The sequence below is a fragment of the Prochlorococcus marinus XMU1402 genome (genome assembly GCF_017696205.1).
Taxonomy (GTDB): Bacteria; Cyanobacteriota; Cyanobacteriia; order PCC-6307; family Cyanobiaceae; genus Prochlorococcus_A; species Prochlorococcus_A marinus_AC.
Genome location: NZ_JAAORD010000001.1, coordinates 461,678 through 475,861, shown reverse-complemented (window position 1 = coordinate 475,861; position 14,184 = coordinate 461,678). Strand labels below are relative to the sequence as shown.

General features: G+C 32.5%; 19 protein-coding genes and 2 tRNA genes. 11 read left to right on the top strand and 10 right to left on the bottom strand.

Annotated features, from left to right (window positions below; translation table 11 throughout):
* Nucleotides 1–65: 65 nt before the first annotated feature.
* The 5 genes from HA141_RS02700 to HA141_RS02680 all read right to left on the bottom strand — a co-directional run bounded on the left by HA141_RS02700 (nucleotide 66) and on the right by HA141_RS02680 (nucleotide 3,425).
* Nucleotides 66–869, bottom strand: a complete 804-nt coding sequence (locus HA141_RS02700; protein WP_025894130.1) for a prohibitin family protein — start codon at nucleotides 867–869, stop codon at nucleotides 66–68.
* A 113-nt stretch (nucleotides 870–982) separates the two neighbouring features.
* Nucleotides 983–1,189 (bottom strand): hypothetical protein, encoded by a 207-nt coding sequence (locus HA141_RS02695; protein WP_209116651.1) that lies wholly within the window; start codon nucleotides 1,187–1,189, stop codon nucleotides 983–985.
* A gap of 24 nt (nucleotides 1,190–1,213) precedes the next feature.
* Entirely contained in the window at nucleotides 1,214–1,711 is a 498-nt protein-coding gene (locus HA141_RS02690) for a YajQ family cyclic di-GMP-binding protein (protein ID WP_209116649.1), read from the bottom strand.
* Between the two features lie 66 nt (nucleotides 1,712–1,777).
* Complete coding sequence (locus HA141_RS02685; RefSeq protein ID WP_209116647.1) at nucleotides 1,778–2,290, bottom strand: DNA recombination-mediator protein A; 513 nt, start codon at nucleotides 2,288–2,290, stop codon at nucleotides 1,778–1,780.
* A gap of 25 nt (nucleotides 2,291–2,315) precedes the next feature.
* A complete protein-coding gene (locus tag HA141_RS02680) occupies nucleotides 2,316–3,425 on the bottom strand; it encodes a phosphotransacetylase family protein (protein WP_209116645.1) in 1,110 nt (369 codons plus the stop codon).
* Nucleotides 3,426–3,572: 147 nt separating this feature from the next.
* Here HA141_RS02680 and HA141_RS02675 point away from each other — a divergent pair, with 147 nt between their 5' ends.
* Nucleotides 3,573–4,292, top strand: coding sequence for an SDR family oxidoreductase (locus HA141_RS02675; RefSeq protein WP_209116643.1), 720 nt, complete (start codon nucleotides 3,573–3,575; stop codon nucleotides 4,290–4,292).
* Nucleotides 4,293–4,295: 3 nt separating this feature from the next.
* Here HA141_RS02675 and map read toward each other — a convergent pair whose 3' ends face one another.
* On the bottom strand, nucleotides 4,296–5,153 hold the full coding sequence (map, locus tag HA141_RS02670; RefSeq protein ID WP_209116640.1) for a type I methionyl aminopeptidase: 858 nt from the start codon (nucleotides 5,151–5,153) through the stop codon (nucleotides 4,296–4,298).
* 84 nt (nucleotides 5,154–5,237) lie between these two features.
* Between map and HA141_RS02665 the strand changes: the two genes are divergently transcribed.
* From HA141_RS02665 to gltX, 6 genes are all read left to right on the top strand, one after another.
* Nucleotides 5,238–5,537 carry a PepSY domain-containing protein gene (locus HA141_RS02665; protein WP_209116638.1) on the top strand — a complete coding sequence of 100 codons (300 nt, stop codon included), beginning with the start codon at nucleotides 5,238–5,240 and terminating at the stop codon, nucleotides 5,535–5,537.
* A gap of 32 nt (nucleotides 5,538–5,569) precedes the next feature.
* A complete protein-coding gene (gene rplS, locus HA141_RS02660; RefSeq protein ID WP_245157259.1) occupies nucleotides 5,570–6,040 on the top strand; it encodes a 50S ribosomal protein L19 in 471 nt (156 codons plus the stop codon).
* A gap of 53 nt (nucleotides 6,041–6,093) precedes the next feature.
* A tRNA-Trp gene (locus tag HA141_RS02655) sits at nucleotides 6,094–6,166 on the top strand.
* 34 nt (nucleotides 6,167–6,200) lie between these two features.
* The gene (locus HA141_RS02650; protein ID WP_002807701.1) at nucleotides 6,201–6,395 is read left to right on the top strand and encodes a hypothetical protein; all 195 of its coding nucleotides are present in this window, start codon (nucleotides 6,201–6,203) and stop codon (nucleotides 6,393–6,395) included.
* A 149-nt stretch (nucleotides 6,396–6,544) separates the two neighbouring features.
* Nucleotides 6,545–6,618: transfer RNA gene (locus HA141_RS02645), tRNA-Asp, on the top strand.
* Nucleotides 6,619–6,635: 17 nt separating this feature from the next.
* Nucleotides 6,636–8,069, top strand: coding sequence for a glutamate--tRNA ligase (gltX, locus tag HA141_RS02640; protein ID WP_209116636.1), 1,434 nt, complete (start codon nucleotides 6,636–6,638; stop codon nucleotides 8,067–8,069).
* A gap of 3 nt (nucleotides 8,070–8,072) precedes the next feature.
* Here gltX and HA141_RS02635 read toward each other — a convergent pair whose 3' ends face one another.
* From HA141_RS02635 to tsaD, 3 genes are all read right to left on the bottom strand, one after another.
* Nucleotides 8,073–9,272 carry a cation:proton antiporter gene (locus HA141_RS02635; RefSeq protein WP_209116634.1) on the bottom strand — a complete coding sequence of 400 codons (1,200 nt, stop codon included), beginning with the start codon at nucleotides 9,270–9,272 and terminating at the stop codon, nucleotides 8,073–8,075.
* 160 nt (nucleotides 9,273–9,432) lie between these two features.
* Nucleotides 9,433–9,609, bottom strand: coding sequence for a high light inducible protein (locus HA141_RS02630; RefSeq protein WP_209116632.1), 177 nt, complete (start codon nucleotides 9,607–9,609; stop codon nucleotides 9,433–9,435).
* A 5-nt stretch (nucleotides 9,610–9,614) separates the two neighbouring features.
* Nucleotides 9,615–10,685 (bottom strand): tRNA (adenosine(37)-N6)-threonylcarbamoyltransferase complex transferase subunit TsaD, encoded by a 1,071-nt coding sequence (gene tsaD / locus HA141_RS02625; RefSeq protein ID WP_209116630.1) that lies wholly within the window; start codon nucleotides 10,683–10,685, stop codon nucleotides 9,615–9,617.
* Between the two features lie 74 nt (nucleotides 10,686–10,759).
* On the opposite strand from tsaD, the gene HA141_RS02620 reads away from it, so the two are divergent.
* Nucleotides 10,760–11,314, top strand: a complete 555-nt coding sequence (locus tag HA141_RS02620) for a Photosystem I reaction center subunit III (RefSeq protein WP_209116628.1) — start codon at nucleotides 10,760–10,762, stop codon at nucleotides 11,312–11,314.
* A gap of 28 nt (nucleotides 11,315–11,342) precedes the next feature.
* Nucleotides 11,343–11,477 carry a photosystem I reaction center subunit IX gene (gene psaJ, locus HA141_RS02615; RefSeq protein ID WP_011862490.1) on the top strand — a complete coding sequence of 45 codons (135 nt, stop codon included), beginning with the start codon at nucleotides 11,343–11,345 and terminating at the stop codon, nucleotides 11,475–11,477.
* 15 nt (nucleotides 11,478–11,492) lie between these two features.
* Here the strand turns inward: psaJ and gmk are convergent, their stop codons facing one another.
* Nucleotides 11,493–12,047, bottom strand: a complete 555-nt coding sequence (gmk, locus tag HA141_RS02610; RefSeq protein ID WP_209116626.1) for a guanylate kinase — start codon at nucleotides 12,045–12,047, stop codon at nucleotides 11,493–11,495.
* Nucleotides 12,048–12,120: 73 nt separating this feature from the next.
* Here gmk and HA141_RS02605 point away from each other — a divergent pair, with 73 nt between their 5' ends.
* Together HA141_RS02605 and HA141_RS02600 are read left to right on the top strand one after the other, a co-directional pair.
* Nucleotides 12,121–13,821, top strand: a complete 1,701-nt coding sequence (locus tag HA141_RS02605; protein WP_209117896.1) for an NFACT RNA binding domain-containing protein — start codon at nucleotides 12,121–12,123, stop codon at nucleotides 13,819–13,821.
* 29 nt (nucleotides 13,822–13,850) lie between these two features.
* Nucleotides 13,851–14,111: a hypothetical protein gene (locus tag HA141_RS02600; RefSeq protein WP_002807054.1), complete on the top strand. Its 261-nt coding sequence runs from the start codon at nucleotides 13,851–13,853 to the stop codon at nucleotides 14,109–14,111.
* Nucleotides 14,112–14,184 lie beyond the last annotated feature (73 nt).

Below are 14,184 nucleotides of genomic sequence, written 5' to 3'. Positions count from 1 at the left end.
ACTTGTCTTTTCTTAAAGAAAGATAAGTAAATGATTAAACTTTTAGAAAGATGATTTTTGAATAATTATCTTCTACCACCGACTATTACTGGGGGACTACCACCTTCTGAACCTGGCAAACCAGGAACAACTTGTGTACTACCATCCCATTTGTCGAGAAATAATTTGAAAAGTACCTGATCATCAAGACTTCTATTTAATGTCTCATATCTAAGTGCCTCTTGTTCAGCAATTTCTACTTCTGTCTTTGCTCTAAGTAGTTGCTGACCAGCTATTTGCTTTTGTTCAATTGCAGCTCTGTATTCTTCAGCAATTTCAAGTCCAGTCAGATCTAAACTTTTGACATCTACATAATCAAATGAATTAAGTTCTTGAGCAACGGTATCTCCAACTTTTTCTGAAATAACTGCGAATTCCGTAGCAATTGTCTCTAATTCATATTGAGAAAAGACAGATTTAAGAGCTTTAAGTAGAGATGGCTGAACAATTTTTTGATAAACATCACTATTTCTACTTGCAATTGTAGCGAAAATCCTTCCTGCTTCATTAGGCTTTACTGAGTACTTGACAGTAGCTGTAGCCCTAATAACCTGAAGGTCCTTGGTTAATGTTTCAAATTTTTCAGGTTGAACTTGAGTTTTAATATCAAATGGATAAACAGACTGAACGAATGGAAGTTTAAAATTTAAGCCAGCTCTCCTTGATGGACCACTTACTTTACCTAATGTTGTTACCACTGCAACTTGTCCAGAAGGGACAACAAAAAGAGACTGAGTGAGTAAAAGAAATCCAGTAAATGATAATACAATAAGAAGTGTAGCCGTTCCGCCCGGACCAGTTGGAGTGACATTTTTAAAAGATGTTGACATTAAATTATTCTTTTAGATTTATCATATTTAATCAAATTAATTAGTGCATTAATAAGCCATTTAATTAAAATATTTTTTTAATAATTGTAGAAACAAAATAAATACTTCTTTTATTAAATTTTTGATTTCAATTCCTGCAAAAGTTTTAGATAAAGATCCTCATCTATCTCTCTAATATCATACTCAGAAGGTAAAACACCATGCTTATACTCATGCACTGCCATCCAACAAAATTTCTCTATTTCTCCCTTTGAGAAACGAGGATATTCTTTAACTTTTTTCGACAATGATTCAATAAGAGATTCAGAAAAATCTTCCATTTTAAAATATTATTACTAATGATACTATCTAAAGTTATTTGCCTTTAGTGGAATATTCAAAGACTCCTCCAAGTTAGTTACGAGCTTAATTGCTAATTGAAGATCATTTTTGCTCTTACTAGAAACTCTGAGTGTTTCACCATTAATACTAACGTTTATCTTTTTGATTTGATCTCTGATATTTTTACTGATTTTTTTTGCTATTTCTTGTTTAATTCCTTGTATTAAAAGAATTTTCTGTTTTACTTTATTACCACTAGCTATTTCAAGATCACCGTAGTCGAAAATTTTTAAAGATAAGTTTCTTTTTATTGCCTTTTGTCTAATTATGTCATTAACAGCATTTAGGGTAAGTTCACTGTTAGTCGTTATAAAAATATTTTCTTTATCTAAATGAATTGTTGTTTCAGTTCCTTTTAAATCATAACGCTGAGAAATTTCCCTTTTTACTTGATCCAAAGTGTTAACCAATTCCTGTCTATCAAAATCAGAAACTACATCAAATGAAAAACTTTCAGCCATCTTAAATTTTTTTAAAGTTAAATATTTTTATCATAAATCATCTTTTAAAAGTGGGAATTAATTAATTTAGTCAAAAAATAATAAACTAACCACTTTCCCCATTTCTTCGGCACATCTACAACTGTTTAATAAGGTTTCACTATCGTGAAAAGCAAAACATATTAATTGATCACACCTTGTAATGATTTCTTGATTACAAAGACTGCTTGCGAGTGGCAAAGGCAATTCATCATTTTCACTTTTTTCAACCAAATGCATAACCCTTTCAAGTTGATCTTTTATCTCGGGAAGTTGTCTATCAAGGCTTTGTGGCAATAAAACAGTTAATAATGATGGATTAATATCTAGTACAGCACGAATAACCGCAGCATTAACCCCTTGAGATCCAGATGTAAGGATATTATGCCCTTCCTCTGCTAATGATCTTGCTATCAACTCAATCAAATGAATATCGACAACAGGTACATGTCTAGTGCCCAAAAAAGCAATTCTCCTTTTACCTTTGTCTTGGAGTTTTGCAAGTTCTTGAGCTAAGGCATCAACGCCTTCTGTTGCTGGTAAATCTAAAGAGCGGCTCAAAATAAAATGGTTCCTATATTTGAAATTAGCATTTATCTGAAAAATTGCAGGGAAAAGCAATCTTTTCGAGAATTCTTTTTAGATTTACATGCTCTTGAACTAATTGAATAGCATAAGATGCTTTAACAGATTCATGTATTCTGACATGACCAAAAGCTTGTTCAATAATTTCTACTGAGGAAAGTGTATCTAATCCAACCTTTAAAATTGGCACCTCCAATTCCTCTGCTCTATGAATCAATTGTGAAAGAGGGTCTCCTAAACCAGTTAGAATGAGGCATTGAGTTGAAGCCTCCAAAGCAGCAAGTTGTATATCAGTTCTATCAGCTCCAGTGACTACAGCCATATTTCGTCTTCTTCTGAAAAATTCCATTGCAGAATTTACCCCCATTGCACCAATACTTAATGTTTCAACAAGTAATTGATCTTTTTCAGGGCAACAAATCACTTGGGCATCTAGTCTTCTTACAAGCTCTCCAACAGTGACACTTCTAAGCAGTGGTGATTTAGGCATCACCCCAAAAACTTCAATATCCAGATCTTTAAGAGAAGGTATTATTTCATTTTTAACTTTTTCGACTTCTTGCGGCAACACTCCGTTCAGTACAACACCTGCCAATTTCTCACCTAATTGTTTTTTCGCATCAAGTAATGCATCCACGCTTTTACAATCTTCCCATAAATTCACAATTAAAACTTTCGCATCTAAATCCTTAGCTAGTTGTGGGAGACTTAAGCCATAAATCATACCTTCATGAAGACTTCCAGCTGCTTCTAAAATATTCAGGCCTTCAAAATCATCATTAACCAATCCTTCAATTTGATCAAATCCTTTTCCTGGGAGTAAATCTTTATTGAAGATTCTTTTTTCAGCTGATATATTGTCCAATAATCCTACTGAAGAAATTAAATTCTCCTCTTCTATATTTAATGTGGATCCAATAAACTTAACATCATCATCAATTAATCCTTCATATGACATTGAAGGAAGATTAGTAAGTTCTATGCATGTTGCTAATGGTTTGCCAATTCGTACTTTTTTTTTCTCTTGTAAGAGTCTTTTTGCTATCCCAAGAACCAATGCAGACTTACCACTAAATGGTTCACAAGAACCAATTAACAATATATCGCTCATAATTAGTGAAATTGTTTATCAATAGGTTCAAGATAATGTTTTTTTCAGAACTAAACAAATATTTATTTATGAGTTTTAATCAAATAATTAATTTGTTTTTTGGTAAGTTTATTTTAATCCTTTGGTATATCATCAAAATCAATCAAAATGATTAATTCAACCCAAAACAAACAAACCATTGGTATAACTGGTGCTTCTGGCGCGCTAGGTAAAGAATTAACAAAGTTATTTCGTCAAAAAGGATATAAAGTGATTGGATTTACCCATAGTAAAAATAATTGCAAAAAAAATCTTGAATCTCCAAATGAATGGGTTAAATGGGAATGTGGGAAAGAATTTTCATTAAAAAAACATTTAGAAAAGATAGATATTTTGATTTTGAATCATGGAATCTATGATTTGAGTAGAGAAAATTCTAATTATGAAAAATCAATAGAAATAAATGCATTAAGCAAATTCAAATTTTTAAATTTATTTGAGGATATTGCTCTAACCAATGATTCAATTATAAAAAAAGAGATTTGGATAAACACATCTGAAGCAGAACTTTTTCCAGCCTTAAATCCCTCATATGAGATTAGTAAATCCCTTATTGGTCAATTAGTTTCTTTCAAAAAAAATCTTCTGGACCAAAATATAAAGAACAAATTAATAATTAAAAAAATCATCTTAGGTCCTTTTAAATCAGAACTAAATCCTATTGGTATAATGAGTCCAAAATTTGTTTCAAAAAAAATTTATGCTTTAGCCAATTCAAAAAATTATTTAATAATAATTAGTCCAAACCCATTAACTTACTTAATTTTCCCATTAAAAGAATTTTTTAATTTTTTGTATTGCAAGATCATATATAAGTACAAATCTTAGATTTTAGAAATCTCTATCTGTCAATATTTCAATACCATCTGTTAAAACAACTATTGTATGCTCCCATTGCGCCGATAATTTTCCATCCTTTGTTACGACGGTCCAATCATCATTTAATGTTTTACAAAATTTAGTGCCTTCATTAACGATAGGTTCGACAGCTAAGGTCATTCCTTTACGAAGGACTACGTTGGGCAATTCATTGGTTCGAAAATTAAATACTGAAGGTTGTTCGTGAAGATTTCTTCCAACTCCATGTCCTGTATAATCCTCAACCACACTAAAACCATTTTTTTTGACGACGTCTTCAATAGCTCCAGCAAGTTCATAAAGCGTAATGCCCTCTTTTATCTTTGAAAGACCTGCATAAAGAGCATCTTTTGCAACCTTACTAAGTTTTAAAGCTTTATTGCTTGCTTCCCCTACGCAAATTGTGATACAACTATCGCCCCAATAATTCTCTAAGTAGGCTCCAGTATCAATCTTAACAACATCACCATTTTGTATAATCTTTTTTTTACTGGGAATTCCATGAACTACCTCATTATTGATACTCGAACAAATACTTGCAGGAAAGCCATATATACCTTTAAAACCAGGTCCCAGCCCATTTGAAGGAACTGCTCCCATTTCCATAATTCTTTTTGCAGCAAAATCATCTAAATCTTGAGTAGTCATTCCGGGCTTAATTAAATCTTCTATTTCTCTTAGAACAGTTGCGACGATTCTACTTGAATTTTTCATTAACTTTATTTCTCTTGCTGACTTAAATTCGATACCTCGAGTCCTTGGTATAGAGGCTTTCTGATCATTTGACTTGGAATTATTTATTTTTGGTAAGAGATCTGCAAATTTCATCATTGGATTCAATAATAGGAATAGCTAAATATTTTCAAAAAGCTTAAAACTTTTATTTATCTAATTCTATCAATAACCAAAGTAAAAATGAAAAATTCTAGGCAATTTCATAAAGCATTAGCACCTTGGGTTTTCCTTCCATTATTAATATCTTCAATTACAGGTCTTCTTTATAGGGTTTCAAAAGATTTATTAGGTTACTCTAGAGAGCAAGTTCATTGGTTAATGTCTCTCCATGAGGGCGAATGGCTTGGAGATAATGGAGAATTAATATACGTAATATTAAATTCCCTTGGAGTTTTATGGATGCTCATAACAGGATTTCAAATGTTTTCAAAAACAATTTCATTTACCAAAAAGGTTACTAAAGGCGAGTCAAAAGGTTAAGATATAAAACTTGTAGGACAAAAAAGACCAAAATGGCCAAAGAGAAACAAGAGAAGGAATTAGAAACCAGTATTAATGCTGACGCATCAGTTGATGTAGAAGTTGAACAAAAAGAAAAAAACATGGTTTCTGAAACTACTCAAAGCTTAAGCGCATCGATTCTTATTAAGGAATTTGAGAGTGAACAATTAAAAAAAGAATTGCCTGAAATCTATGTTGGTGACACTGTTAAGGTTGGAGTAAGAATTACCGAAGGTAATAAAGAAAGAGTCCAACCTTATGAGGGTGTTGTCATCGCAAAAAGGCATGGAGGTATTAACCAGACTATTACAGTTAGAAGAATATTTCAGGGTATAGGTGTTGAAAGAGTATTTATGCTACATAGTCCACAAGTTGCCTCTCTAAAAGTTGAACGTAGAGGTAAAGTAAGAAGAGCTAAGTTATTCTATCTAAGAGATAGAGTAGGAAAAGCTACTCGCGTAAAACAACGCTTCGATCGATAAAGTTGTAAATTAATCAACTTATTGGTCCCAAAGACGCTTATAATCATTTAGATGCGTCGTTAGTTCAGTTGGTAGAACGCAGGTCTCCAAAACCTGATGTCGGGGGTTCAAGTCCTCCACGACGCGTTTATCAACATTATGTAAATTATTTTTTCATAAGATGGAGTTAGATCTTCAACCTGGGGACGTAGTTAAAGTCCTCGAATCAGCAGCTTTAGGATGGGTTCGTGCAAGAGTCATCAGAGTTAAGTCTGGTGGAAGAGTTGTCGTACAAAGTGATCAAGGCAGAGAATTTACCGCTAGAGGTAACCAAGTGAGGTTGATCGAACCTGCTGGTTTTAGACCTCAAAAATAAATAGTTACTTAAACTGAGGCAACTGCAAAATTAACTTTTTCTGTAAATCCTCAAATTAATAAATCAGTTTTATTACAACACCATAAATTAAGTATTATGATCTGATAATTTTAAGAATGAAGTTCTAAATAAATTTAGAACAAAACTCTGGGACCGTAGTTCAACTGGTTAGAGCACCGCCCTGTCACGGCGGAAGTTGCGGGTTCGAATCCCGTCGGTCCCGTTTTTTCTAAAAGAAATTTGGAAAAACGATTAAGACTAGCCCCGAGTCCAACGGGTTTATTTCATATTGGAACAGCGCGAACAGCATTATTCAATTGGTTGTATGCGAAAAAAATAGGCGGAAAGTTTCTTATCAGGATAGAAGATACAGATTTTCTTCGATCTAAATCTGAATATACAAAAAATATATTAGAGGGCTTGAAATGGCTTGGACTAAAATGGGATGAAGAACCTATAAAGCAAAGTGACCGAATTTCGATTCACAAAAGTTATATCAAAAAGCTATTAGAATGTGGTGCTGCATATAGGTGCTTTGCAACAGATGATGAAATTACTGAATTAAGAGAAGAACAAAAAAAGAAAGGATTACCTCCAAAGCATGATAATAGACACAGAAGTCTGTCAAAAGAAGAAATAGAGACATTCATATCCCAAGGGAGGACTTCAGTAATAAGGTTTAAAATCGAAGAAAATATACAAATCACATGGATAGATCAGATAAAAGGTGAAATCAAATGGCAAGGTAAGGACCTGGGCGGTGATTTGGTTTTATCAAGGAGGGCTAAGGGATATGAAATTGGAGATCCTTTGTACAACCTCGCAGTTGTAATTGATGATAATTACATGAATATCACTCATGTAATTAGAGGCGAAGACCATATCTCTAACACTGCAAAACAAATATTAATTTATGAAGCATTAGATCTTAAATTACCTACTTTTTCGCATACACCACTAATACTAAATCTAGAAGGGAAAAAATTATCCAAGAGAGATTGCGTTACTTCAATAGACGAATTTAAAGATATGGGATATTTACCTGAAGCTTTAACAAACTATATGGCTTTTTTAGGTTGGTCGCCAAAATCTGCTGATAGTGAGATCCTTTCACTTGATAAGATATCCAAAATTTTTGACTTGTCAGATATAAATAAAGCAGGAGCTAAATTCAGTTGGGAAAAACTCAACTGGATTAATTCTCAATACATAAAAAAAATGGAATCAACAAAGTTAAGTGAGATCATAAAAAAATACTGGGATGATATGGGTTGGGAACCCCCATCTGAAGAATGGGCAATAAAATTAACAATTTTGCTTAGAGACTCTATGAATCTTTTAAAAGATGCTATTGATCAATCAAAACCATTTTTCTTATTACCTCCAATTCAAAAAGAAGGGAAAGATTTTCTCGAGAATAATGATAGTAAAGCATTTCTAAAAAATATCTTAGATTATTTAGATGAGAGAAACACTGTAAAACTTGACAAAGAGAAAGCCACGGAAATTTTAAACGAAATCTCAAAAATGCATAATATTAAAAAAGGGATTTTAATGAAATCATTAAGAATAGCCTTTTTTGGATGTCTCAGTGGTCCAGATTTAATTCAAAGTTGGGAACTCCTCTCAGAGAGTAAAAGTGATTTATCTCGTATTGAAAGATGTCTTAATTAAAAACTAACCCTTTTTTTGCACTAACATTAATCGATTTGCCAAAGGTTTAGCTGTAAGTCCTTGAATTCCCACTGTCATTAAAATAGTAAGAAACACTAAACCTTGAAGACGTCCAGCTCCAAGGATACCAGCCTGTTCTAATCTGATGGAAAAAAGAGAGGCTACTGCTGCAGTAACAATTCCTCTAGGAGCTAACCAAGCTAAAAATAATTTTTCCTTTGATTCTAATTCTCTACCCATCGTTGCTATCCAAATGGAGATAGGACGAACAATTATCATCATCATCAAAACGCAAACAATACCTCCCCAGCCCAGCGGGCTTAATTCACCCCAAGAGACATCAGCGGCCAAAAGAGGGAAAAGAACAGTTATGGCCAATTGAGCTAGTTCACCTATTAGATTATCCAATTTCTGCTTATCTATTACTTCTCTTTTGCCCACAATAAAACCTGCCGCTACAGAAGCAGGCAAACCTGATTCTGGCAAAAAATATTCGCAAGTTCCATACACAAGAAAAATAAAGCCAAGGGTAACTTGAAGCTCTATTCCGAATGAGGCTTCATTTTTTATTTTTTTTAAAATTTCTGATAGTAACCATCCTGAACTTAATCCGATTACAACTCCACCCCCTAATCTTTGCATTAATGCGATAAATACCTCGTTAATTCCATGTAGGTCTCCCAAAGCAAGTTCTAAAAGTAATAAAGCTAATACAGCGCCAATTGGTTCAAGTAATAACCCCTCAGCTTTTAAAACATCTGAAAGAGGGGAAGCTAATTTTATTTGCTCAACTAATGGAGAGACAACTGTGGGTCCGGTAGCAAGAACTATGGCACTATATATTCCTGCAACCTGCCATGAAAGGCCAGCCAGCCAATGAGCAATAAAGATTCCAGCCGATAATGAAATAAAAAGTCTTATTAATGAAATCTTCAAAACAGTATTTCTTACATTCCCTTCAGGTAGTTTTAAATTTAGTCCTCCTTCAAATAAAACCAAGCAGACTAGAAGACCTACAATAGTCTCAAGTCCTTGTCCTAAATCTAGAGGCTCAACAAATCCTAAACCTGATCTTCCTATGAATAATCCAGAAAGCAATAAAACAACAACACTTGGGAATCCTGTAAAAGAAGAAAATAAACGTGCACAAGCACCTGCGAATACAGTTATTCCCCAAAGTAATCCCAGCCTTTCAGGCGTCATATAAAAATATAAATAATAAAAATATTAATTATTTTGATTAAATCAATAATCTTATCCCAAGTCCATCAAATACAATAATTTTTAATTTAATTCATCAGATTAACATTAAGGATTTATAAATCTATAAAATTACTTTTAAGTTAAATGTATTTGATTTCTATTAAGAAAATTGACTTATTAAAGCAATAATAATAAATATTAAACCTATACCAACAGTTGCCATCCTTCCATTCCATATTTCAGCTTGAGGAGTAAAACCTCTTTTCCATAAATTCAGTTCCTTTTTATCAACGAAATTTTTTGTCTCTTTAATCTCGATTTTAGATTCTTTATTCATTGGAGTTAAAAAGGGGGGATTTCTTCATAAAGGGAATTTGCTTGTTCAATTGATAGTCTTCCTGAGACACCTAATCTAAGAGAACTTAAATGCTCCTTAAATTTGATCCTGAACAAGGCAGCTGCTCCAATCATCGCCGCATTATCTGTACAAAGATTCAGAGGAGCTAAATGAACTTTAATAGATTTTTTACTAGCTTCACTAATCATCATTTTTCTTAATGTATTATTAGCAGCTACTCCACCAACTACAACAACATTATCCAATCTATGATCTTCGGCACATCTTATAGTTCTCTCAACCAATACCTCTGCCACCACTCTCTCAAAACTTGCGGCGATATCAGGAACTGGGATAGTCTTTCCATCTAAATTTATTTTCTCAACTAATCTTAATACAGCTGTTTTTAGACCACTAAAAGAGAAATCATATTTAAGGAATCCACCCTTTTTATCAGAAATCTTACATTTTGGTAAATTAAATTTCATCGGGTCTCCATTTTTAGCAATCTTTTCAATTGCCGGACCTCCTGGATAACTAAGACCTAATAATCTTCCAACTTTATCAAAGGCTTCTCCAGCGGCATCATCAAAGCTTTTCCCAAGCCTTTGCATTCCCCTTCTGTCTTCAACCTTTATCAGTTCAGTATGTCCGCCACTTACAAGTAAAGTAAGGAAAGATTTCTTTGGATAGTTTTCTGAAAATAAAATTGAAGATAAATGTCCCTCCAAATGATGAATTCCTAAAAATGGCTTTGAATGCAATATACAAAGAGATCTTGCAGTTACAGAACCAACTCTTAAACAACCAACCAATCCAGGAGCTACAGTTGATGCAATATAATCAATTTCCTCAATTTTAATTTTTGATTCTGTTAAAGCCTTTTCTAAAACAAAAGGTAATAACTCCAAGTGTTTTCTCGCTGCAAGTTCAGGAACAACTCCTCCCCATTTTGAATGATCTTCAATTTGAGATGCGATAATATTTGAATGAATTTTGAAAGTATCACCAATATTGGACACTATTGAGACAGATGTCTCATCACAACTTGTTTCAATAGCTAAAACTTTGCGCATATTTGATTCAACTTGTTCTATTTTAATATTAATTTCTTACTTAACACACTATAAGGAATTAAAGATTGCAACTTATGAAATTCTTTTTTTCAATCATAACCTCGGTTTTTCTATTCCTAGGAATCACTCCTATTGCTCTAGCTGCAAATGGACCTGCATTAAACGCAGACAGAGCTAGTACGGAATATACTGCTTCAGCTCTCACAAAATGCTCTGAAAACCCTAAATTCATTGAGAGAGCAAGTTCTGCAAGTACTCAAAAAGACATAGCAAGATTTGAAAGGTATGGAAAAGCATCATGCGGAGATGATGGACTTCCACATTTAATTATTGGACCTCCACTCGAGCCATGGGGAGCTCTTCTAAATAGAGGTCATGAGGGAGATCTACTTATACCTGGGGTATTATTCATTTACATTGCGGGAATTATAGGCTGGTCGGGAAGAGAGTATTTGATTGAATCAAAAAAAACTAAGAATCCAGCAGATCTTGAGATCATTATTGATCTAGACTTAGCGAGAAAATGTCTAGTAAAAGGTGCACAATGGCCTCTTCTTGCTAATAAACAAGGTAGAAATGGAGATTTAAGAGAGAAAGACAACAATATTACACTTAATGGTCCCCGTTAAACATCTTTAAAAACTTCCGTAAAATCAAATGTTCAAAATTCTAAACACAAAATTTGTTAGATCAGCTCCAGTAGTAGCAGCAATTTGGCTAAGCCTTACAGCTGGAATAATTATTGAATTTAATAGGTTTTTCCCAGATTTATTATTCCATCCAATGAGCTGATGAATGTGAGAATAGTCAAGTTTGTATTAACTTGATTATTCTTTTAGCTGTTTCATCTACATTGTGATTTGTTAATGCAACATCAAATTTATTTGATGCTGAAATCTCATAATTAGCCCTTGAGAGTCTTTTTTTAATTGCCTCTTCTTTTTCTGTTCCTCTATTTCTTATCCTTCTCTCTAACTCTGCTTTATCAGGAGGAAGTAAAAATATTGACAGGGAATTAGGGAATTTATCTTTTATTTGTTTTGCTCCTTCCACTTCAATTTCGAGTAGTACTGAAAATCCCTTTTTGATTTTCTCATTAACAGAGGATAAGGGAGTTCCATAATAGTTTCCAGCAAATTGAGCCCATTCAAGAAATAGGTTTTGTTCAATCATTTCTTTAAACTTTTCTTCAGTCAAAAAATAATAATTTTCTCCCTCTTTCTCTCCCGCTCTAGGTTCTCTAGTAGTTGCAGATATTGAAAGCCAAATATTTTTATCTTTAAGTAATAGCTCTTTAACAACAGTTCCTTTTCCCACCCCGCTTGGCCCAGTAAGAATAATTAGCTTTTTTTGATTGTTCATATTAAATTTTTTACAGTAAAATAAATGTCTTGTGAATTAAAAAGAAATAATGCAAAAAGGTTTGCCTCAAATAATGGATATTACATCGATTAGATCTGTTTTGCATTATTTATCAAAGAGTATTTTACCTTCAAAGTTTGAAACTGCCCAACAACCAGAGCCTAATACAATTCAATTATGCTTCAGAGGAATTGATTCCCAAGCTTGGTTAGAGGTTTCATGGAATGGTGAATCTCCAAGAATATTAAAGATAAATAAGCCGGAAAAAATTGGAAGAGAAAGTACACTTTCTAAACAAATAAGATACGGATTAAAATATATGGCTTTAATTTCGATTGATCAAGATGATTTTGAGAGAGTTATAAAATTTGGTTTTGCAAAAAAACCTGGAGATGAAATTAGTAAGTATTTAATTTTTGAGTTAATGGGGAAACATAGTAATATTTTTTATTTGGATAACAAACATAAAATAATTGCAGTTGGTAAACAAATTAAATCAAGTCAATCTAGTTTTAGAACAGTTTCCACAGGATCAATTTACTCTGGCCCTCCAGTTAATCTCAAAAAACAACCTAGAGAAGATGAGTCTTTTAAATCATGGAAAGACTCAATTTCAATAGTACCTGAGTCTTTGAAATACTGTTTAATAAATACCTATCAGGGAGTAAGCCCTATCCTCACAAAACAATTAGAGGTTCTTAGCAAAACTTGCAATTCGGAAATAATGGAAAAAAATATCGATTTTATTGGCGATTCAGACTTAAAGGAGATATTTAAAAATTGGAAGATTTGGATAAATAGGTTTAAAAACAATAATTTTAACTTTTCTATCTTTAATAAAGATTTTTATTGCGTTTGGTTTTTCAATGAAGAAATTAATTGGAAAAAAAAGATAGATTTATGCACCGGTATAGAGAATTATTATGATTATCATCTGAAGCAAAAAAGACTTGAATTGTTGGGAAAGAAAATTGAAGGGATTATTTTTAAACAGATCAATATTGAGAAAAAGAATTTAAATATTCAATATGATCTTCTGACAAAATCAGAGAACTACGAGATATATAAAGAAAAAGCTGATAATATATTTTCTTCAAATAAAGTTAAAAAACAAGATATTATTAGAGGACAAAAACTATATAAAAAGTCAAAAAAATTAAAGAGATCTAGAGAATTAATAAAACAAAGATTAAGTATTTACAAAACTAATATAGAAAGATTAGATGAATTCACTACGCTTCTAGAAAATTTAAATTCTTTAAATCATGAAAAACTTTTTATGCGAATCAAACTACTAGAAGAAATTATGGAAGAAATTTGTAACGAGTTTAATATCAATATCAAGAGGCATAGAGAAGATAAGAAAAGTACATATGAGATAGAATCTTCACCAATTCAAGTTGAAACTCCCACAGGATTGAAACTTCAGGTAGGAAGAAATATGAGGCAAAATGACTTAATAAGCTTTAAGTTCTCAAGAAAAGGCGATTTATGGTTTCATGCTCAGGAATCACCAGGCAGTCATGTAGTATTGAAGTCTTCATCTCAGGAAGCATCTGAGCAAGATCTTCAAATAGCTGCAGATTTAGCTGCTTTATTTAGTAAGGCAAAAAGAAACATTAAAGTTCCAATTAATTTAGTAAAGATTAAAGATTTGCAAAAAATCAAAAAAGGAGGACCGGGTTGTGTTTCCTTTAAAAGTGGAGAAATTATTTGGGGAAATCCTACAAGAGGAGAAGATTACATTAAAAAAAATCTTAAAACGGTAATTTAGTTTATAATAAAAAAAATTTTTAAATCTAAATGTTTGATTTTCTTTTGGGCACTCATGAATTTTTAGGAAATCATAGTTTTCCAGAATTTATTATTGGATATCTATTTGGTGCTGCATTAATAATTGGTGCTCCTACTGTTTTCTTACTACTTGCCTTCGTAAGCGCTTTAATGAAAACCAATGGAAAAATGGGTGGGTATAGAGAATATGAAACTTATGGTGAATCATCCCTAAATGATGCTCCTCCTTTCTTATTACCAGATCCAACTAATCCTAAATTAAGCAAATAATTAAATTGATCGAAAAACAAATTGGGCTTTGACAATAGTAGTTTTAAACCTTTTTCTTACAAAATCTTTATCA